This is a genomic window from Chryseobacterium urinae, assembly GCF_030518295.1.
In the GTDB taxonomy this organism is placed as follows: domain Bacteria; phylum Bacteroidota; class Bacteroidia; order Flavobacteriales; family Weeksellaceae; genus Chryseobacterium; species Chryseobacterium mucoviscidosis.
Genome location: NZ_JAULSJ010000011.1, coordinates 36,610 through 57,747, shown reverse-complemented (window position 1 = coordinate 57,747; position 21,138 = coordinate 36,610). Strand labels below are relative to the sequence as shown.

22 protein-coding genes are annotated in these 21,138 nt (G+C 36.0%); 7 read left to right on the top strand and 15 right to left on the bottom strand.

Annotation, left to right across the window (positions count from 1 at the left end):
• Positions 1-11 precede the first annotated feature (11 nt).
• On the bottom strand, positions 12-779 hold the full coding sequence (locus QWT87_RS08905; RefSeq protein WP_302715744.1) for an XRE family transcriptional regulator: 768 nt from the start codon (positions 777-779) through the stop codon (positions 12-14).
• A gap of 76 nt (positions 780-855) precedes the next feature.
• On the opposite strand from QWT87_RS08905, the gene QWT87_RS08900 reads away from it, so the two are divergent.
• Entirely contained in the window at positions 856-2,133 is a 1,278-nt protein-coding gene (locus tag QWT87_RS08900) for a Y-family DNA polymerase (RefSeq protein ID WP_302715743.1), read from the top strand.
• Positions 2,134-2,141: 8 nt separating this feature from the next.
• Here the strand turns inward: QWT87_RS08900 and QWT87_RS08895 are convergent, their stop codons facing one another.
• Positions 2,142-2,753: a YdeI/OmpD-associated family protein gene (locus QWT87_RS08895; RefSeq protein WP_302715742.1), complete on the bottom strand. Its 612-nt coding sequence runs from the start codon at positions 2,751-2,753 to the stop codon at positions 2,142-2,144.
• A 4-nt stretch (positions 2,754-2,757) separates the two neighbouring features.
• A complete protein-coding gene (locus tag QWT87_RS08890; protein ID WP_302715740.1) occupies positions 2,758-3,891 on the bottom strand; it encodes a serine hydrolase domain-containing protein in 1,134 nt (377 codons plus the stop codon).
• An 82-nt stretch (positions 3,892-3,973) separates the two neighbouring features.
• On the opposite strand from QWT87_RS08890, the gene QWT87_RS08885 reads away from it, so the two are divergent.
• A complete protein-coding gene (locus QWT87_RS08885; protein ID WP_302715739.1) occupies positions 3,974-5,275 on the top strand; it encodes a M48 family metalloprotease in 1,302 nt (433 codons plus the stop codon).
• A 29-nt stretch (positions 5,276-5,304) separates the two neighbouring features.
• On the opposite strand, the gene QWT87_RS08880 is transcribed toward QWT87_RS08885, so the two are convergent.
• Positions 5,305-5,703 (bottom strand): transposase, encoded by a 399-nt coding sequence (locus QWT87_RS08880; RefSeq protein WP_185207372.1) that lies wholly within the window; start codon positions 5,701-5,703, stop codon positions 5,305-5,307.
• A 235-nt stretch (positions 5,704-5,938) separates the two neighbouring features.
• On the opposite strand from QWT87_RS08880, the gene QWT87_RS08875 reads away from it, so the two are divergent.
• On the top strand, positions 5,939-6,652 hold the full coding sequence (locus tag QWT87_RS08875; RefSeq protein ID WP_302715737.1) for a hypothetical protein: 714 nt from the start codon (positions 5,939-5,941) through the stop codon (positions 6,650-6,652).
• A 554-nt stretch (positions 6,653-7,206) separates the two neighbouring features.
• On the opposite strand, the gene QWT87_RS08870 is transcribed toward QWT87_RS08875, so the two are convergent.
• From QWT87_RS08870 to QWT87_RS08845, 6 genes are all read right to left on the bottom strand, one after another.
• Positions 7,207-8,856 carry a DNA repair protein RecN gene (locus tag QWT87_RS08870; protein ID WP_302715736.1) on the bottom strand — a complete coding sequence of 550 codons (1,650 nt, stop codon included), beginning with the start codon at positions 8,854-8,856 and terminating at the stop codon, positions 7,207-7,209.
• Between the two features lie 62 nt (positions 8,857-8,918).
• The gene (porD, locus tag QWT87_RS08865) at positions 8,919-9,827 is read right to left on the bottom strand and encodes a type IX secretion system protein PorD (RefSeq protein ID WP_302715735.1); all 909 of its coding nucleotides are present in this window, start codon (positions 9,825-9,827) and stop codon (positions 8,919-8,921) included.
• A 36-nt stretch (positions 9,828-9,863) separates the two neighbouring features.
• Entirely contained in the window at positions 9,864-11,066 is a 1,203-nt protein-coding gene (gene coaBC / locus QWT87_RS08860) for a bifunctional phosphopantothenoylcysteine decarboxylase/phosphopantothenate--cysteine ligase CoaBC (RefSeq protein WP_302715734.1), read from the bottom strand.
• Between the two features lie 122 nt (positions 11,067-11,188).
• The gene (locus QWT87_RS08855) at positions 11,189-11,512 is read right to left on the bottom strand and encodes a DNA-directed RNA polymerase subunit omega (RefSeq protein WP_034681463.1); all 324 of its coding nucleotides are present in this window, start codon (positions 11,510-11,512) and stop codon (positions 11,189-11,191) included.
• A gap of 41 nt (positions 11,513-11,553) precedes the next feature.
• Positions 11,554-12,549, bottom strand: a complete 996-nt coding sequence (locus QWT87_RS08850; protein ID WP_302715730.1) for an outer membrane protein assembly factor BamD — start codon at positions 12,547-12,549, stop codon at positions 11,554-11,556.
• Between the two features lie 103 nt (positions 12,550-12,652).
• The gene (locus QWT87_RS08845) at positions 12,653-13,282 is read right to left on the bottom strand and encodes a TetR/AcrR family transcriptional regulator (protein ID WP_087708520.1); all 630 of its coding nucleotides are present in this window, start codon (positions 13,280-13,282) and stop codon (positions 12,653-12,655) included.
• Positions 13,283-13,380: 98 nt separating this feature from the next.
• Here QWT87_RS08845 and QWT87_RS08840 point away from each other — a divergent pair, with 98 nt between their 5' ends.
• From QWT87_RS08840 to QWT87_RS08825, 4 genes are all read left to right on the top strand, one after another.
• Complete coding sequence (locus QWT87_RS08840; RefSeq protein WP_302715728.1) at positions 13,381-14,007, top strand: TatD family hydrolase; 627 nt, start codon at positions 13,381-13,383, stop codon at positions 14,005-14,007.
• A complete protein-coding gene (locus QWT87_RS08835) occupies positions 14,000-14,725 on the top strand; it encodes a tRNA threonylcarbamoyladenosine dehydratase (RefSeq protein ID WP_302715727.1) in 726 nt (241 codons plus the stop codon). Before QWT87_RS08840 ends, QWT87_RS08835 begins: the two co-directional genes overlap by 8 nt.
• 100 nt (positions 14,726-14,825) lie before the next feature.
• On the top strand, positions 14,826-15,200 hold the full coding sequence (rnpA, locus tag QWT87_RS08830) for a ribonuclease P protein component (protein WP_076391353.1): 375 nt from the start codon (positions 14,826-14,828) through the stop codon (positions 15,198-15,200).
• Positions 15,201-15,327: 127 nt separating this feature from the next.
• A complete protein-coding gene (locus QWT87_RS08825; protein WP_302715726.1) occupies positions 15,328-15,936 on the top strand; it encodes a DUF4126 domain-containing protein in 609 nt (202 codons plus the stop codon).
• Between the two features lie 35 nt (positions 15,937-15,971).
• On the opposite strand, the gene QWT87_RS08820 is transcribed toward QWT87_RS08825, so the two are convergent.
• From QWT87_RS08820 to QWT87_RS08800, 5 genes are read right to left on the bottom strand one after another with little or no spacing between them, the layout of a single operon-like run.
• A complete protein-coding gene (locus QWT87_RS08820) occupies positions 15,972-16,163 on the bottom strand; it encodes a hypothetical protein (protein ID WP_302715725.1) in 192 nt (63 codons plus the stop codon).
• A 16-nt stretch (positions 16,164-16,179) separates the two neighbouring features.
• On the bottom strand, positions 16,180-18,522 hold the full coding sequence (locus tag QWT87_RS08815; protein ID WP_302715724.1) for a prolipoprotein diacylglyceryl transferase: 2,343 nt from the start codon (positions 18,520-18,522) through the stop codon (positions 16,180-16,182).
• Between the two features lies 1 nt (position 18,523).
• Entirely contained in the window at positions 18,524-19,072 is a 549-nt protein-coding gene (locus tag QWT87_RS08810) for an LptE family protein (protein WP_302715723.1), read from the bottom strand.
• Positions 19,062-19,751: a hypothetical protein gene (locus QWT87_RS08805; RefSeq protein ID WP_302715722.1), complete on the bottom strand. Its 690-nt coding sequence runs from the start codon at positions 19,749-19,751 to the stop codon at positions 19,062-19,064. Before QWT87_RS08805 ends, QWT87_RS08810 begins: the two co-directional genes overlap by 11 nt.
• An 18-nt stretch (positions 19,752-19,769) precedes the next feature.
• Positions 19,770-21,062, bottom strand: a complete 1,293-nt coding sequence (locus QWT87_RS08800) for a sigma-54 interaction domain-containing protein (protein ID WP_108409752.1) — start codon at positions 21,060-21,062, stop codon at positions 19,770-19,772.
• Positions 21,063-21,138: the final 76 nt, after the last annotated feature.

Below are 21,138 nucleotides of genomic sequence, written 5' to 3'. Positions count from 1 at the left end.
TTGGAATGTTATTAAATGAGTTTATCATTAACTTCTTTAATATCTCTTCTTAACTCCAGAAACATCTCTTTAAGATGATAATGCTCAAAATGATCAGGTTCAAAATCTTCCGGAAAAATTCCTGAAGCATATTGCCAGATTTCAAAAATTTCCCCCAAAGGAATATCATAAGGTTTATAAAATGAATTGTCTGAGGCTACTGTTATTGCTTTTTTCTTTTTGGTTTTAAATCTTTTGTAAGAAATACCGTCATTCAAAGTCACAAAAACATAACTTTTATTTGGTTTTAGGTCGTCAATATTTTCAACATATTTACCAATAATGTAAGAACCATCTTTAAATGGCGGCATTGAGTCTCCTTTCGCGGGAAATGCACGATATTTTCCGTTAATTAAAAAAGGTAAGGAAATCCTTTGCAGACTCTCAATATATTCCGGATCACTGTAACCGGATAAATAACCCATCGATGCTTTTTGAGGAACAATTTCAATGCTGTTGTTTCCCGATTGATCCACTACAACCGGAAGAACAATTCTGTTATCCGGAAGTTTTAATACATCTTCCAGCGGATATTTGCGGATATCTACCGTAAGAAGCAGATCAATACTTATATTGAAATACTTCGAAATTCTGATGAGCAGTTCATAAGGCGGTTCAGAACGCCCGTCCTCGTATTTGGAATACCGGACACGGCTCATGGAGAGGTTCTCCGCAAGTTCCTGTTGAGATAAGTTCTTTTGAGTCCTTAAAAACCTGATGTTATCTGAAAAAATCGACATTGATACAAATTGTATCAGCAAATATACTAAAAATGATACAAATAGTATCTAATTTTGTTCTGCAGTATCCACTATTATGTATGCTTTGGTAGATTGCAATAATTTCTTTGTTTCCTGCGAAAGAACGCTTGATCCGAAACTAGAAAATAAACCCGTTGTGGTACTTTCCAACAACGATGGCTGTGTAGTGTCCAGAAGTAAAGAAGCTAAAGATCTGGGAATTCCGATGGCAGCTCCGGCTTTTAAGTATAAGGAATTATTTAAAGAACATGATGTACAATGTTTTTCCGCAAAATTCGAATTGTATAATTTTAAAAGTCAGCGTGTTATAGAGGTATCCACAGCGTATGTGGATAAGTCTGATTATGAAGTGTATTCAATTGATGAGCTTTTTCTGGATCTTAAAAGTTTCAAATATATTGATATTTACGACTACTGTCTTAAAATCAAAAATGAAATTGATGAGCAGGAAAAAATTCCTGTGAGTATAGGAGTTGCCGCTACAAAAACACTTTGTAAGGTGGCGAACCGCATTGTAAAGCAATTTCCAGAAAAGTTTAACGGAATTTATATTTTAGATACCCAAAAAAAAATAGAAAAAGCCTTAAAATGGTTAAAAATTGATGACGTTTGGGGAATCGGAAGACGTCTTGCCGTAAAAATGCATGACAATGGAGTGCATAAAGCATGGGATCTTCTTCAAAAGCCTGAAATGTGGGTTCGGAAGATCATGGGAATTCATGGAGTAAGAATGGTGAACGAACTGAAAGGAATCCGTCAGTTAGAATTGAATGCGCCGTCTCCGAAAAAATCCATTGCCGTCACCAGAAGCTTCATGGAAATGCTTACCAAAAAAGAAGATGTTCGCGAACGTGTGGAAACCTTCGGAATGTACTGTTCCGAACGCCTGAGAAAACAGAATACCTGCTGCAAAATGGTAACGGTTTTTGTACAGACCAACCGATTCAGGAAGGATCTTCCCGAATATCGGAATGCCGCAACCAGAATTCTTCCCAATCCTACCAATTCATCAATTTTAATTGGCAGAGTCGTAAATGAGCTGTTCGAAGATATTTTCAAAGAAGGATTTCATTATAAAAAAGCTGGCGTTATTGTGAACGATTTTGTGCCGGAAGATCAAAGATTGATTAATCTTTTTGAAGAAGATACCCAGAATCTGCATTTGCCGGTGATGAAAGCAATGGATGCCATGAACAGAAAATACGGCAAAGATAAAGTGCGTCTCGGAAGCATGAGCGGCGAAAATACTTTCGGACGAAAACAGATGTCTCCCGAATATGAAGCTTTTTTAAAAAATAATACGCTTAAAGAGGCGAATTTCAGATTTCATTAAATTTAAAACTACCTTTTTTCATACTTCCAGTTCCTGCCTTTTCCTTCAGAGATCCACTCTAAAGCCTGTTCCATTCTTTTGTTTTTGGTTGATTCCGTTTTAGCTTCCTTGATCCAGTTGATATATTCTTTACGGAAAGAGGACGAAGCTTTTTTAAAAATTTCCAGAGCTTTTATATTTTCATTCAAAGCATTTTGAAAATAATCAGGAACCTCTGTTTCCGTTTTCGATGGAGCTGCTTTTTTCAAAGTAACGCCCATATCTGTCAGTTCCATCGCTTCAGTAATCATCTTTTTAAGCTGAGGTTTTGAAGGAAGATTTTCTGTTTCTGTAATTTTACCTAAACTGAACATATTCGTTTTTTCAGCCTCCGTTTCAAACTCTTTCAGCGATGTCATCTCATCATGAAGCCAAAATCCCATACTGCAGTATTGTTTAAAAGCAACCATTGAACAAAGAATCTTCCCTTTATACAGGAACGTGGGAAACTTCCACTTAATCGCTTCTTCTGCATCAGGACAGAATTCGTGAACGGTTTCTCGGATATAATTCAGAATAGGTTTTGCAAAATCCTGAGATTTTTCAATGTATTCATCAACTTTCGGGCTGTATTTTTCCATATTTTTATTGAAATAATTTTACCGTTTCATTCACCAGAAATTTCACCTGATCTGGTCTTCCCCTGTCGTTTTTCGGAAGATTATTATAGCTTCCTGTCCTTACAATCACCATATCATGTTCCGGAATCATAATGATGTATTGTCCCTGAAGTCCTAAAAAATAATAATGCTTTATAGGATTGTCGTGGTTGATCCAGAATCCCATTCCGTAAATTTCATCAGAATTTTTAGTCGGGTTCCGCATTGTATTGATGAAGTCCGGATTTAAAATCTGCTTATCCTCAACTTTTCCATCATTAAGAAATAACTGTCCCAGTTTTGCAAAATCCCTTGAATTAGAATGGATGCAGCAATATGTTTTTTCCATTCCGCTTTCGTCCGTGCTCCATGTTGCATTTTGCTCCATTCCCATCGGAATCCAGAATTTTTCGGATAAATAACTTGCCAAAGACTGTCCGACAGCTTTTTTAATGGCAAACCCTAAAAGCTGCGTAGAACCGCTCTGATATTCAAATCTTTCTCCCGGATTTTCTTTAAATTTCCTTGAAAAAGTAGCGTTCATTAAATTTTTTCCGTAATAAGCTTTCGCATTGGGCAGAAAAGGATTCTTATAATTTTCATCCCAGTCCAGTCCCGATTCCATCTGAGCCAGATTTTTTAACGTTAAATTTTTAGCAAAATCTTTATTTTTAAATTCCTCAAAATAATCCGAAAACTTATCATCAAGACTTTTAATTTTTCTCTCTTCCAATGCTTTGCCCAAAAGCATTACCGTAACTGCTTTTGCCATAGAGAAAGAATTGGTTTTCGATAGCTGATTGTAGCCGTTCCAATACTCTTCGTGAAGCAGCTTTCCGTTTTTCACCACAATAAAAGATGCGGTATTGGAATGTGTTAAATCTTCAACGATATTTTTCGGTAATTGTTTTTTGTTGTATTCGGGAGATTCCTCCCAAAGTTCAGGAGATTCTGTAGCGATGAGGTTGCCGGAAAACAATGTTCCGTCATCAATATTGGCGCTGAGTTTTCCCCTTAAATAGGTTTTGGATATTCCGTTGAAAATATAACCATATCCCAAAACATAAAAGAGAAGTACGGCAATGACAATAAATGTCACAAAATAAATAAGAATTGTCATAGCAATTGATCTTAAACAAATTTAAAATAAATTTGAAAACATGAAACGAAATGATTTATTTTTGTGATTATTGATGTAAAAGATGATGAAAAAACTAATTTCCTTATTGCTTATCCATTTCGTTATCACCGCTTTCGGACAGATGTATAAACCTCTCGATACGGCAGATTATGCCCAGAGAAAAGAATTTCTGAGAAATTTCACGGCGAATACCGAAAGTTTAAGTAAAAAAAGCAGATCCGATTATCCCGGAAAGACGGGCAATGAGCTTTCTAAAATTTATAAAGAATTCGACAAAGAGTTTGAAAAAAAAGTAAAGGAAAAAGATTTTGCTTTCAATTCTGTGTTTGATGCAAAGGTTAAAAATCTTATCGAACGGTTAAGAAAAAACAATTCCCAGATTCCGCAAAATTTAAAAATTCTTATCGCCAGAGACAATACTCCGAATGCATACTGTTTTGCAGACGGCACTTTTGTCATCAATATGGGGCTTTTCAACTGGCTGAATAATGACGATCAGCTTGCTGCCGTAATTTCCCATGAATTAGGACATAAAATTTCCGAGCATACGCTGAAAACTTTTCTGAGTATGATCGAACAGGATAAAATGGACAAAATGGTGGTTCAGGATATAAAATCGACGAAGGAAAACCGTAATCAGAGGGCTTTTGATGTGATGAAAAACAGAATCTACAGAAAAGGGGCTGAAAACAGAAAGCAGGAAATGCAGGCAGATTCTCTAGGATATGTGGTTTTTAAAAACAGCGATTTTAAGAAAACTGAATACGTTAATGCTCTGAAAAGACTGGAAGATTTTGATACCATTTCGCCAAGAGAGCTGAAAGTGGAAACCTATAAAAAATATTTCAACCTTCCGAAGCAGGAATTTAAAGACAAATGGCTGAAAAAAGAAGATTTTTCTCTGTATAATTACAATCATTTCAAGGAAAAGCTGAATAAAGATTCTCTGAGATCGCATCCTGAAATGGTTTTAAGAATCAATAACCTCAAAAAAGTGTTTCCTGAACTTAAAAATGATGTTCCGGATGAAAAACCTTCCGATTCTTATTCTACGGTAGAAAAAATCGCAAGAATGGAAACCTTGCCTAATTTTTATCACTCTGAAGATTATGGAGTCGGAATTTATGCAAGTCTTCAGTTTTTGCAGGATAATGAAGAGGAAAAGTATTACAAAAACTGGCTCGGAAAATGTTTCGCCAAGATTTATGAAGCGAGAAAAAACTACAATTTAAATCGATATTTAGATCGGGTAGATCCCAAAAATCAAAGTGAAAGTTATCAGCAGTTCCTGAACTTTATGTGGAACCTGAGTCTCGATGAAATTAAAAATATTGCAGATTATTATCAAACGACAGAATCCTGACCTTCGGTCAGGATTCTTATTGAGTGAGCTCATTTAAACTTTTTACTTTTCTTCAGTCCAATCACAATAAACGCGATATAATTTAAAGCTTTCCAACTGATCACAGTTGTGTCATATCTGTTCAGGAGTGATCTGAAGCTGTCCAGCCAAGCGTTTGTTCTTTCAATAGAGTATCTTTCTTTGTAAAGTTCTGGATCGAAGTAGATATCATCTTCTATTGTTTTGCTTCTTTTATTTCTTGCAAAGTTCGGGATCATTCCATACTGAAAGCATAGTGCTCTGAGCCTAAGGCAATCAAAACCAGAATCTGCATTCATAAATAAACCATCCACACTGATCTTTGAATCCTTAAGTATAGAAATCACTTCGTTAAAATGAGTATGGATTTCATAGGTATCATGGTGCTTTCCTGCTTCAGGTTCGCTCATAGCCAGGGAAATTCCGTTTTTGTCGGTAAGATTTTAGTACATGACAAAAGTTTCAAAATATTGAAAATCAACAAGATAAAGTATTATTATTTGTTTAAATGACTGATATTTAGTAAATTAGAAGATGTTTCTCAGGCATTCAACTAAGTATACCAATACCAGTCAAGATTATAAAATTATAGAATTAGATTCAGTTTTAGAGCATAATTTTGAAACAAAAATCAATAAAGCCCGATTGAAATTTATTTCACTTTTGATTTTAGCTTTATGTAAAGTAAAAACAGTTAATTATCTGTCTTTGGCTAATGCTTTTGACAGTAATGCCACAGCGGGAAGTTCCTTCCGGAGAATACAAAGGTTTATGGCAGATTTTGATTTGCCCATGAAGTTGATTTCTGGTTTTATATTTAATATTTTGCCTGAAAAGGAAAATCTGGTTTTGGTGTTGGATCGTACTAACTGGAAGTTTGGAAGTTCCAATATCAATATCCTGATGCTTGGAATCTGCTATAAAAATATTGCTATTCCAATCATGTTCAGAACATTAGATAAAAGAGGTAATTCTGATACCACAGAAAGAATAGAATTAATAAGACAGTTCATCACCTGGTTTGGCAGGGATTTTATTAATTGCTTACTGGCGGACAGAGAATTTGTAGGGCATCACTGGCTGGAGTTTTTAAACAAAAACAACATAAGGTATTATATTCGGCTAAGGAAAAACTTCAAGGTATTTTGCTTTGATAGAAATCAGGAAAAACCTGTGTTTTGGCTGTTTAACAAATTAAAGAAAGGCGAGTTTTATCATCATCCGAAAATAGTGAAAATCAACGATGCTCTATGCTATGTATCTGGGGTGAAGGGTTTTGACAAAGAGGGCAAATTAGATACTTTAATTCTGGTTTCCTTTAATAAACCAGAAGAATCTTGGGAGTATTATAAAAAATGAATATCAATGTATTACAATTTTTGTCATGTACTTAGTTTTTTTTGATATTTCAACATAGGGAAAATCCTATATTTTAAATTTTTTGTTATGCGGTTTATTTTATCCCGACCTATTCAGTATTTTCATCGCTTTCAGATTTTTTAATTAAACATTTTCATGTGCAAAAATAAATTTGCGGTACGACAAAAGCTGTCGTATTAATTTTAATAAAAAGCCTTAGACAAAAATTGATCAGGAGATAGAATCATGCAAAAGGCACGGAGCAAAAGCCAATCTGTATTAGAGGTACCGCTAAGAACCCAAAGACCAAGAAAGACTCCGCCTGTGCCAGTTATAGGTACACGGGCGTAAGTCTATCAAAATTTGGTCTTTTTAGAAGATTAGCGGTTTTCTAATACCAAAATGATAGCTTACGCTTGTTTCGTTAAAATTATAAATCAAAAGTAATCATTTTTTTGAAATGAAAAAACAGCTTTGTTTTTATGTTAAATAGACCCCAAAATAAAAAAGACCTCTGAAATCCAGAAGTCCTATATTATTTATTTCGTTAAAACCTATCCTATCAACTCTTTCGCTTGCGCCAAAGCCGCTTCGGTAATCTTACTTCCGGAAAGCAACTGTGCAATCTCATTCAGCTTTTCCTCGTCACTTAAAGGAACAATGGTAGACTGGGTTTTTCCAGCTATGTCCTGTTTCAGTACTTTATAATTATTGTTTCCTTTTGCGGCAACCTGTGCTAAGTGAGAAATGACGATAAGCTGCATATCCGCAGACATTTCCCGCATTAGATTTCCGATTTCTTCGGCTACTTTTCCTGAAACTCCGGTATCGATTTCGTCTAAAATTAAGGTTGGAAGTTCATCACTTTCTGCAATGATCTTTTTTACCGCCAACATTACCCTTGATCTTTCACCACCGGAAATTGCCGTCTGTATCGGCTTTAACGGAAATCCTGAGTTTGCCTGAAACAAAAGCTGGATATTTTCTTTTCCAAATGGATTGAAGTCCGAAGAATCGTGCAGTTCAATATCAACTCTGGCTTTTTCAAGCCCCAGTTTTTTGAGCAATGATTCTGCTTTTTTGATGAAAACAGGGATGCTTTTTTTTCTGTTTTTCGAAAGTTTTTCAACCAGAATCTGAAGTGTTTTTTCCTTTTTAGAAATATTTTCCTCCACTTCTTCAATCTGAGATTCCAGTTCGGAAGCGCCCTGCTGTTCTCCGGCTAACTGATCTCTGATTTCTTTGAGTTCCGTAAGATCGGAAACATTATGTTTTACAAAAAGATTATTGATTCTGTTATTTAATTCAACCAGTAATGCTAAATTTTCAGGATTTACTTCTATGCTTTCCGCTTCATCTTCCAGCTCGGAGATAATGTCTTTTAATTCCACAAAAGACATTTCAAGCCTTTCATCAAGTTCCGCAAAACTCTGGGAAACTTCCGCAATTTTGGCAAGTTTGTTCTTCGCTTCATTAAAAAATGACAAAATTCCTACTTCTTCCTGATGAAATCTTGATAAAACCTGAGCCAGATTATCGGAGATCATTTCCGCATTTTCCTGAATGGAAAGCTGATTCTGAAGTTCTTCATAATCCACATTATCCAGACGCAGTTCCTCAAGCTCGTTCAAAAGAAACGCTTTATAGTCACTTTCTTTATTGGAATCCGAAAGCTGTGTCTGTAGTTTTTTGAGTTGCGTTTTAAGGCTTTGAAAATCTGAAAATTCATTCTGATACTCATGAATGATCTGTTTATTTTCAGAAAGTCCGTCAATGATTTTAAACTGATATTCTGCCGTAAAAAGATTCGACGTTTCAAACTGGGAGTGAATGTCGATCAACTGAGAAGACAGTTCCTTTAAAATATCCAGTGTTACAGGAACATCATTAATGAATGCCCTCGATTTTCCGGAAGGTAAAATTTCTCGACGGATAATGGTCTGATGTTCGTAATCCAGATCATTTTCGATAAAGAATTTTTTGAACTGATTGTTCAGGGAAAATTCTGTTTCTACGATGCTTTTTTCTTCTGCTTTTGAGATCGATTTTACATCTGCTCTTTCCCCCAGAATCAATCGGAGCGCACCTAAAATGATAGATTTTCCCGCACCGGTTTCTCCGGTAATCACCTGTAAACCGTTGTGTAATGATACTTCAAGGGTATCAATAAGGGCAAAGTTTTTAATGTAAATTCTCGAAAGCATTGATAATAGCGATTATTTGGCTATTGCAAATATAGAACTTTAGATTTCAGAATTCAAGAGAATTACTGTTTCCATTTATTCCATCTTGCTTCGGTATTTTTTGGCGAAAGGATGATCATTTCATTCTTAAGATCTCCCAAAACAATTCCTCCGTTATTTCCGTTATTGAAGATATTGAAAATCTCATCTGCTTTGGAATCCATGAAAAGATTGAAGAAATAAGCCTGCTGAAAAGAGTTTTCGTATTGTTTAAGCTGCATTAAAGCATCAAAAATTACTTTTTTACCCTGACTCTGATCCTGATTGAACAGATTATCCAGTCCGGCTCTGTGATAAGAATAAATGGTTGCGCGAAGCTGGCTCCAGTTCGGGCTCATGATTTCTTTGATGAGGATAGAACGGCTTCTCGGTTCATTGATCTGCTTCCAACCGTCGTAGGTATTCTGAGATTCTCCGTTTTGTGCAATCTGCTGTGCTTTCTGATACCATTGTGTTCCTGCCATCGACTGAAAACTGTCTGCATCCATTCCCAAAATAACATAAACGTAAAAACTGATCACATCAATCAAATTTTTTCCGGAAAACTGTCTTTCGTTGAAGATAAGGTTTTCATTTTCCACATAATCAAAGGAAAATCTTGTATCCTGAAGGTTAAGCAAAGGAGATTCATACGTGGTGTTGAAAACCGGACGAACTGCCTGTACCACAATACTTCCCCTGAAACGGTTTCCGTCTCTTTCGCTGATCACAATCGCGAAGTTGGATTTTATTTTTTCAAAATTCTGAAGTCTTTTTCCTGTCCAGCTTGTATTGTTGATGAAATCTCTCAGACTTTTCTCCAGAGCTTTGTAGGCAGACTGGTTACTTCCTCCCAATTGTTGGGAATTTACCTGTACGGTTGCCAGTAACTCCTGAGAAAAACTCTGACTGAATAAAAACAGAAGTAAAAATATGCTTAAAAATTTTTTCATTATCTTCTAAAAATTGAGAACGGAAATTTATTAAAATTATTTTAAAAGTTGAGACTCAACAAAATCCAAAATGTCTTTTGCCACTTCATCTTTAGATTTCAGATCAAATTCTGTTTTTTCCGTTTTGGTAAATATCTTTATTTTATTGGTATCATTTTTAAAACCGGCTCCTTCATCACGAAGCGAATTTAAAACGATCATATCCAGATTTTTCTTTTCCAGTTTTCCTTTGGCATTTTCCTCTTCATTCTGAGTTTCCAACGCAAAACCGACTAAAAACTGATGGGTTTTCTTTTCCCCCATGGTTTTAAGAATGTCCGGATTTTTAACCAGTTCAATCGTTAAAATTTCGTCATTCTTTTTAATTTTTTCCTTTGCCACTTCTTTCGGAGCGTAATCTGCCACGGCTGCACTTGCAATTCCGATGTCTGTTGTATCGTAAAATTCCAGAACTTTCGATAACATTTCTTTTGCTGAGATTACTTTGTGTAATTCAACATTTTTATTATTGATTTTCTGAGAGCTCGGTCCCGAAATTAAGATTACTTTTGCACCTCTTCTTGCGGCTTCTTCCGCCAGAGAAAACCCCATCTTTCCAGAGGAATGATTTCCGATGAATCTCACAGGATCAATGGCTTCATACGTTGGTCCGGCTGTAATTAAAACCGTTTTCCCTACGAATGTTTTTTCAATTTTAGAATCAAAAAAATCTTCGACTGAATGTGCTATGGTTTCCGGTTCTGCCATTCTTCCCTGCCCGACTAATCCGCTTGCCAATTCACCGCTTTCCGCCGGAATAATATGATGTCCGAAACTTTCTGCCAATTCCAGATTTTTTGTTGTGGACGGATGCACATACATATCCAGATCCATTGCAGGAGCAATAAAAACAGGACATTTTGCAGACATATAGGTTGCAATCAGAAGATTATCGCATAATCCATGAACCATTTTAGACAATGTACCTGCTGTACAGGGCGCAACAACCATTACATCTGCCCACAAAGCCATTTCAACATGGCTGTTCCATGTGCCGTTATCGCTGTAAAAATCTGAGTACACCGGATTTTTGGATAAAGTGGAAATACTGAGCTTCGTAACGAAATGTTCTGCATCAGGTGTCATAATCACCTGAACTTCGGCTCCTTTTTTCACAAAATCTCTGATCAGAAAATGGATTTTATAGGCTGCAATTCCTCCGGAAATCGCAATGAGAATTTTTTTACCGGAAAGACTCATTCAATTTTAATTTTTTAAGAATACTAAATTACTTATTTTTTCTCACAAACCTGTTCAAACAACAAAGGTCATAAAGAAAAAGATTTCCTTATGACCTTCATATATAAAAAATACACTGATTTTTATTTTCTCTCTTCAGTTTTTCTGAAGTACACATCTTCGTTCAGCCATTCTTCAATTGCAATAGAAGTCGGCTTTGGAAGTTTTTCGTAATGTTTAGAGATCTCGATCTGTTCTCTGTTTTCGAAAACTTCTTCCAATGTAGAATTATGAACAGCAAACTCGTCTAGCTTATTGTGAAGTTCTGTACGAATTTCAGCGTTGATCTGCTCTGCTCTTTTTCCCATGATAACAATCGCTTCGTAGATTGAGCCTACTTTGTCTTCAATCTTATCCTTATCGTAAGTAATGGTATTTACTTCTGCTTTTGTATCTTTTACACTCATTTTGAGAATATTAATTTTATTTAAGTTCGCAAATTTACGAATTATCTTTTAATTTTGAAAGTCGCCGCCGGCGGAGGTGTGCTAATTGCTGCACTGTCCCTCTGGATCTGCATTGCTTTCTTTTCTGCTTCCACCTGATCTTTCTCCTGCTGAATGGTTTTTGCCTGTTCCGCATTCTTCGCTTCCAGCTTTTTCTGTCTTTCCGTTAAAACGGCAATTCTTGCTTCTGTATTTTTCTTAACTACAGCAAATTCTTTCTTTTCTTTTTCAAGCTTGCTTCTGATCTCCAAAGCCGTTTTAGAAACTTCGGTGTTCGGCATTTCCTTTTCGATCTGCCTTGTGAAGGCCAATGCGCTTTCTATACGTTCATCTTTAAGATCATATACCGATTTTGTAGCCAGTTCGTAACGGGACTTTACGATATAATCATAAATCTGCGGACGAAGTTTTGTACTCGGGAAATCTTCCAGAACGTTTTCAAATGCTACATTGGCAGCTTTGTATTCTGCCATTTTGTAGTATTGTCTTGCATTTTCGTACGCTTTGAACTCAAGCTTATAAGACAGTTCGTCAATAAGCGTATTGATATTTTTAGATCTTTCGGAGTTCGGATAATTATTTAAGAAATCCTGAAGTTCGTTAATTGCTGTTTGTGTGGTAGACTGATCCAGATTATAATCCATTGAACCTTCGTAGTAACACAGAGCAGACATATATGCCGCCTCTTCCCTTCTTTTATCCTGAGGAAAGCTGATTGCAAAATTTTTAAACTGATTTCCCGCTAATCTGTAGTTTTTGTCATAATAATTCGCATACGCCGAATTAAAAACCACATTGGGAGCATCATCTGTACCTGCAACAAGGTTTGGAAGCCTGTCGTAAAGTGCTAAAGCGTTTTTCCACTTCTTTTTAGCAAAGTTTTCATTGGCAGTTTTTAAGATAAGATTTTTATCCGCACTTTTCATTGCTCTTTCCTGCTTACTTACGCACGAAGCTACTACTGCTACAGTAAAAATACCTAAAATATATTTTTTCATATAAAAAGTTCAACAGTTTTCGGATTATTCAGCCGATTTACTAATTTGCAAAAATATAACTTTTTTGCCAATAGATTTTTTTTTATGATTATTTAACGTAAATTTAGTCTGCAGCGTATCCCAAAATGGCAAAAACGGTCATTAAAAGATTCATTCTCACTTTTTTCTCTGCTTCCTTTGTGTAGGTTTCCTCGCTTTTGTTCGGAACATACAATTCATAAAAATTCCGGTTGCGAATTACAAATAAAGTAGAACCGATAATGGTGGTTAAAATATCTTCTGGTTTGGGAGTGAAGGTAAAAACACCCGAAGCCACGCCTTTTTTAATGACTTCGTCTAATTTTTTAACGAAAAGCTGATAAAAATCCAGCAGTTCATCTTTTAAATTTTCTGTATGACGAAGTTCCTGTGTAACAAACCCATGGAAATAATTATATTTAAATAACTGAGAAACAATATATTTAATAATTTCTTTGAGCTGCATTTCCGGTTTGCCGTCTTTAATGGTATCTGCAAATTCTGAAAAAGTCTCTCTTGTTTTTAAAACCCTGTACTGATAAAGATACGACATCATCTTTTCTTTCGACCCAAAATAATAAGAAATCATTGCAACATTGATATTCGCCTTCGAACAAATATCTCTCACGGAGGTTCCCTCATATCCTTTTTTTGCAATAAGTTCTTCCGCGATATCTAAAATATGTATTTGCTTTTCTGTAAATTTTTTCTTCATGAAGTGTAGTTTAAGTAAAGTTATGAAATTTTTAACAGATTTATAAACGTTCGTTTAAGAAATTTACGTTAAATCTAAATTAATACTATTTTTGAGGTATGGATTTTTTTGATTTTCATCATCATAAAAAAAATATACCAAACGGAATTTATAATCTGAATATTGAGCAGATTCCGCCGGATGTTCCGTATTCAATAGGCATTCATCCGAAAGATATTGATGTGAATAATCTTGATGATCAGTTTAAATGGATGAGAAACATGATTTCTGAAAACTGTTTTGCAATTGGTGAATGCGGTCTGGATTCTTTTGCTGAAGCTGAAGAGAAAATTCAGGAAGAAGTTTTTTTAAGACAGATAAGGTTTGCAAATGAGGTTAAAAAGCCAATAATCATTCATTGTGTACGGAAGTTTTATGAAGTGATTTCTTTTAAAAAATATGCAGAACAGCCCATGATTATTCATGGTTTTAATAAAAAAGAAAGGATTGCGGAAGATCTGCTGAAAAATAATTTTTACCTGAGTTTTGGAAAAGCGGTTTTGTATAATTTATCTTTGCAAAATACTTTGAAAATTACTCCTTTAGATAAAATCTTTCTGGAAACCGACAATGACGATTTCAGCATCGAAGAATTGTATGAGAAAGCATCTGAAATAAAGGGAATTTCGCTGGAAAATTTAAACAAACAGATTGCAGAAAATTTAGAGACAATAAAAAATGGATAAATACTGGTTGGAAAGAACGGAACTTCTCTTAAAAGAAGAAGGTTTGGAAAAGTTGAATAAAGCAACAGTTTTAGTTGTCGGTTTGGGTGGTGTCGGTTCTTTTGCAGCAGAATTCCTTGCAAGAGCCGGAGTCGGAAACATGACGATTGTAGACGGCGATACGGTAGATATCACCAACATTAACAGACAGTTGCCTGCTCTACATTCCACAGTAGGAAAACATAAAGTTGAAGTAGTTGCTGAAAGATTGTTAGACATTAATCCAAAACTTAACCTCATCAAAATCAACGAATTCCTGAATCCTGAAAGAATGGACGAAATTCTTGACAACGGAAAGTTTGATTATGTTCTGGACTGCATCGACAGTGTAACGCCTAAACTTTGCCTGATAAAAGCAGCAAAAAAGAGAAAAATAAAACTTGTAAGTTCTATGGGAGCCGGAGGAAAAACCGATCCGAGCAAAGTGATGGTGAAAGACATCAGCAGAACCCAGAACTGCTATCTTGCAAAACAGGTAAGAAAAAGACTTCGAAAAGAAAAAATAAACAAAGGATTTAAATGTGTTTTTTCTGATGAGCTGCAAAAAGACGACAGTTTAAAAATGACGGACGGAACGAATTATAAAAGATCTTTTTACGGAACCATCAGCTTTATTCCGGCAATTTTCGGGTTATACGCCGCAGCGGAAGTCATCAATTATTTAACCAAGAAAAATTAATTTTTTCCCGCAGATTTTACGAAAGTTTCGGATATTTTTGCCTGAATTTTTAAAATCTGTGGGAAAAACATCATACAAATCCTATCTTTACAGTCCGTACATGACAAATTTCAGATATCCCAGAGCCGAAAAACTCAAGAAAAATACCGAGATCTCTTTACTTTTCGAAAAAGGTAAATGGAGAACGAATGGGAATCTGCGAATAATTATTCTTAAAAACAAACCGACAACACCTGTAGAAAGCACGAAATTTGCGGTTTCGGTTTCCAAAAAATATTTTAAAAAAGCGGTTCACAGAAACCGTATCAAAAGGCTTTTAAGAGAATGTTACCGTCTGAATAAAGATCTTTTTAAAGAAGCTTTCGGCGATAAAACAATGGCAATGATGTTTTGGGCTTCCCCGGAAATGCCTGAAAAATTTCAGGATGTAGAAGCGCAGTTTATCAAACTTTGTCAGGCTCAGAAGAAGTCTTAATTTTTTTTATCCCCTATTTTTGTTGAATTTCTTAGGCTGAATTTATGTAAGGGAATATTTTTATCAGAAAATTTCTCAGAATTTATTTTTTTGTACCTTAGGGAAAACAATCAATCTGAAAATTAACATGTTAGACAACGTTCCCTATTTACCTTATCTCCTGAGTGCGTTTATGGGTATCGGACTGGCTGCAGCAAGCGGATTCCGGGTATTTCTTCCGATGTTTGCCGTAAGTCTTGCTTCGTATATGCACTGGATTCCCATGAGCGAAAATTTTGAATGGCTTTCCGGACTTCCCACTTTAATCACCACCGGAATTGCAACCGTTGTTGAGGTTTTAGCCTATTACATTCCTTTTATAGACCATTTGCTGGACACGATTTCTGTTCCGATGGCGACGATTGCAGGTTCTGTTCTGTTTGCCAGTCAGTTTGCAGATCTGGGAACTTTTCCACAGTGGGCTTTAGCCTTAATTGCGGGAGGCGGAACCGCAGCCACCATCAGTTCTGGATTTGCGGGGCTTCGGGCTGCATCGACTGCAACAACGGGAGGTTTGGGAAATTCCGTCGTCGGAACCGCAGAAACAGCCGGAGCAGGAATCATGGCATTTCTGGCGATGGCAGCTCCTATTATTGCCGGAATCTGCGCTATTATAATCATTATAGGTGTTATCGTGTTCGGACGCAGATTATGGCGGAAATTCAGGAAAAATAAAGAACTTCCTCAACAGACATAAAAAATAAAGAGCGGAAAAATTTTCCGCTCTTTTATTTATTTTATTTTCCTGTTATAATTTTCAAGAAGAATTCCTAAAGGAGCTATGACGGGAAAAAGGATTAACGCCATATAAGGGAGAATTCCAGATTTTGTTCTCAACAGAACAGCAATTGCCGCAATGTATAAGATGATGACCGCAACCGCACCAAAAAGGATATGAAAAGCGTTAATAGACAATAAGCTCATTGGTTCGTTTTTTAGGTTATCCTTTGGTTCTGAAATCTTTAATTTCCTGAATTTTACCTTCGTAATATTTTCTCTTTTCAGGGGTTTTCTTGATCAGAATTTCAAATGCTTTTATGGCTTTGGTATATAATTTCTGTTCAAAATAAAGATTTGCCAGTGTTTCTGTCATCAAATGCGAGATATCGTCTCCTTTTTCTTTCACGACAAAAGTACTTTCTTCTTTTAACTGACTGATTCTCGGATTGTTTTCGATAAAAGTTTCAATCACTTTTGTTTTCAGATCGGGTTTCTCCTCTTTAGGTTTTTCTTCCGTTCTGTCGATTTTCAGCCAGCTCTGCCATGTATTGATGAATCCCGGAACATTGCTGTCGAAGACATTTGGCTTGGCTGTTTTTGCAGGTTTTTCCACAGGAATTTCAACTGTTTTTTCTTCTTTGCTTTCCTGTTTGGGTTCTTCTGTCATTTTTTCTTTTTCTGGTTGAGGAATCGTCCATCCCGATCCGAAAAACGAAACGTTCATTACCGGAACTTCCTCTTTATTTTCTTCTGAATTCTCAGAAACATCTTCATCGGTATTTTGTTCAGTTGTTTCTTCAGAGATTTCAGAAACTATGCTTTCTTCGTCGGAATCCGACTCAGTTTCGGCTTCTGCTGTTTGCTTCTGCTCTGCAATCTCTGATTGATGAATTTCTGCTGCTTCATCTGCTTTAAGCTCTTCAGTTTTAGGCTGAGAAACTTCGGGAGATTTACTGATCAGAGAATCCGGAAGATTGGAATCGAAAGACATAGGTTTCCACGCAGACTGAACTTCCGTTTCTTCTCCTTTTGTCGGAATTTCTTCTTTTTCTTTACTGACTTCGGCTTTTGGTTCTTCTGCCTGTTCAGAACTGTTTTCTGCTACTGCATTTTCCGTTTTAATTTCTTCCTGAGCTTCCGTTTCAATAGGTTTTACCTCAAAGCTTTGCGTTTCGGCAAAACTTATATCGTGACCGATATTTTCAGGTTCTTCTTCTTTTTTGTGTTCTTCCGCAGCCGCTTTTTCCTTCATTTTCTTCTCCACTTCTTCAATGAGACGGCGCATTTCGTCTTCATGCTTATTGATGTTAAGCTGAGGAGCTTCCGTAATCTTATCTTCTGTATTTGCCTGAATTTTCACTTCCGGAAGGAAAGATTCTGTTCCGTGGAAGCTTAGTTCAGCATCATTCTGAACAACCTTTTCTTCTTTCTCGGATGAAATTTCATCTTCATCAATAATGGTTTCAGGCGTAAATTCTGCGGACTCTTCTGATGCGTTTATTTCTGAATTTTCAGACTGGCTGCTTTCATTTTTTGGTTCTTCAACAGATTCATTTGCAGAGACCTGCACTTCCGGAAGAAAAGCTTCTGTTTCATGGATGCTTAATTCTGATAGGTCTTCAACATCTTCTTTTTCAGCATTTAGATTTTCCTCTTCAACAATGGTTTCAGGGGTAAATTCTGAAATTTCTTCCGCCGGTTTTAGCTCTTCGTTTTCAGCTTCATCTGAAATATGATCAGACTGCTCTTTTGTTGATTTATTTTCTTCTTCCTGAATCTGAATCTCGGATACAGTTTCCTCTTTAGAAGATTCCGACTCTGAATTATCTGAAATTACCTCTTGTTCAGCTTCAGAATTTACATTTTCTTCTTCAACTGTAGTTTCAGGAATGAATTCTTCGTATTCTGCTGCAATCGGAAGAGGATTTTCGTTAAATTTTTCTTCTGAAGCGGTCTCTTCTTTTTTCTCAGCTTTCTGAGTTACGATAGAACCGGATTCTAGTGTGGATTCGAGATCAATAGTTTCAAAAGTATCTTCTTCCAAGAAATTTTCCTCTCCTTCGAACAGAATTCTGTTTCGCTCTCCGTTTACATACAAATGTTTAATTTCTTCTCTCGGAGGCGGAAGAATACGATCTGTTTCTTTAGTTTCTGCAACGGCTGGTAGAGATTCCTCAACAATTTGCGGTTGAGTTTCGCTTGCAGGATTTTTCTCTCTTTTAAGTGGAAAACTTCCCGCTTTTTTCTGATATAGAATTTTAAGCGGATTTTCTGAAGGAATATTTTTTTCCTTTACCGTTTCCAGTTTTATTTCAGGTTTTGGTTTCTGCTGAATTTTACCGTTAATCAGCTGATAAAGGATTTTTTTATCGGTTGTATAAGCGGCTGTTGTAGAAAGTACTTTCTGATAATTGTCTTTATCATACAAATGCACCCCATACAAATACAACGCTCTGATATTCTGAATATAGGGAAAAGAATTAATCTCTTCTTTCAGAAGATTGAGATCTTCTGACTGAATGTTTTTCGGGGTCTTTAATAATTCTAAAACTCTATGATTCATCTTACCAGTTCGCTACAATATCGTTAAATATCTTGTTTATAATTCTGTCTGTTGCAATTTTCACCTGAGAAGATTCTATCTCAGACTGGGAAAGATTGCTGTTGAACACCGCTTCATCACTGTATGTTCTGTCGAAACTAAGCTCCGGATGAAGTTTGTTCTCGTAATGAACTTTTACAGTAATGGTAAGTTTATTCTGGGATTCCTGTATTACACCTCCTGAATTGGTAGAAACCGTATTGGAACTGATGGTTGTGGGTGTAATAGAATAATCTGTAATTTCACCTTCTACCAAAATGTCCGGATTTTCCTTCGTTCCTTTTAAAGTGGTTCTCTGAAGGAACCTGTTTTGGATATCCGTAGAAAACTGCTGAGACAATGTAGGATTTACCAAAGGGGCATTGTTGGGAAATTCATTGATCTGAATTGTTTTTTCATCTTTAAGAGATGATCCCGTAAAACTGTAACACGAATTAAGCACTGATAAACACAGCACCAAAAGCCAAAATTTCGGCTGTTCGATTTTAATATTTTTAATTTTAAAATTCATTTTTAATTCCAATTTCCTGAATTTCGTCATAAGTAACCTGCTTTAATGCATCTTCGTATGCAAAATAATGAGAAGCATATGCAAAAGGTATTGTAAAAATCAAGCCAATAAAACATGCTATAATTCCTAACTGAGATAAAAATCCTACCGCCAGTGAATATAAAAAGATGGACCAAAGGTTTCCTTTACTCATCACCGAAGAGATTTTCCATGCCTGTTTAATCTCTGTAACTCCTGCAAGTGAAATTAAAGCGGGCATATAAAAACCTTTCAGGGCTACAAATAAAATCCCAACATACACAAAAAACATATAAATGAAAAAAAATGCGGGCGGCCCGGCGGAAGGATCCTGTTCTCCCATTGCGACCATCATGATAAACATGGGAATATAAATAACCATTATTCCTGCGAATAAAATAAGCTGAATCATAAAGTAAGGCGTAAAATTATCAAAATTGAAGATATCTCCTGCGCTTACCTGTCTTCCGGCTCTTAAATCACGGCAATATTTATAAAAATTTCCCACTGCCAAAAGTCCGCAAAAAGGAATGATCGACATAATCATTGCAAGGAAGAAAGCGCCCAACAAATTTCCAAAATTTGCTTTGTAGAATTCGTATCCGTCGCTGATGTAATCTCCTAATTTGAAATTGACCGGTTTTGCATTAATTTTCACCATGATTTAATTTTTAGTTTATTATTCTTCTAAATTATATTGTTTTATTTTTCTGTATAAAGTTCTTTGGGAAATTCCCAGTTCGTCTGCCGCTTTGTTTCTTCTTCCTTTATGCTTTTCCAATGCTTTGATAATCAAATCTTTTTCATTATTCTGAAGCGATAAAGATTCGGGTCTGTTTTCTTCAATTTCAATATCTTCAATATCTTCGTAGCTGTTGTCCGGCTCTGAAATAATTGTCGGATTCTGAACTACCGGATTATGATTATTATTGTTTTCAAAATACAGTAAAGAACCGGGAGCCACATTCTGCTGTGTTTCAGGAGTATAAATTCTGTTGATTAAATTTTTCTCGTGACTGCTCAGATCAGATGTTCCGCGATTTTTTATCAATTCCGAAGTTAAGGATTTTAAATCATTAATATCGTTTCTCATGTCAAATAGAATTTTGTACATGATTTCTCTTTCACTTCCGAAATCGTTCTGCTTTGGCGTATTCGGAGTATTGACAACCATGGGAAGATGTGATTCCATGGGAATATATTCCGCCAGTTTTTCAACTTCTACGTGTCTGTTTCTTTCTACAACCGTCATTTGTTCTACCAAATTTCTTAGCTGACGAATATTTCCGGGGAACGTATAATTTTCGATATAATGTACCGCACTTGGCTCAAGTTCAAGTTCCGGCATTCTGTATTTTTCAGCAAAATCGATAGCAAATTTTCTGAAAAGCAAATGAATATCCCCTTTTCTTTCGCGTAAAGGCGGCATATCAATCTGCACTGTATTCAGACGGTAATAAAGGTCTTCACGAAATCTTCCGTCCTGAATTGCCTTCATCATGTTCACATTTGTTGCAGCGACAATTCTTACATTCGTTTTCTGAACCTGTGAAGAACCTACTTTCATAAATTCGCCGCTTTCCAAAACACGAAGCAAACGAACCTGCGTCTGTAAAGGAAGCTCTCCCACCTCATCTAAAAAGATCGTTCCGCCATCGGCAACTTCGAAATATCCTTTTCTGGTTGCTGTAGCTCCTGTAAATGCTCCTTTTTCGTGTCCGAACAATTCGGAATCAATGGTTCCTTCGGGAATTGCTCCACAGTTAACGACAATATAAGGCTGATGTTTCCTTTTGGATTCTGAATGGATAATTTTCGGAATAAATTCCTTTCCCACTCCACTTTCCCCGATCACAAGGACTGAAATGTCGGTTGGTGCGACCTGTATGGCTTTTTCCAAAGCACGGTTTAAAGCCGGAAAGTTTCCGATGATTCCGAAACGGTTTTTTATATTTTGAAGCTCGTTGCTCATAAGTAAATTTTTAGATTATTGATTTGAATAGGATTTACATTAATTAATTGTAAATCTGCTGTTTAGTTTAAAAATA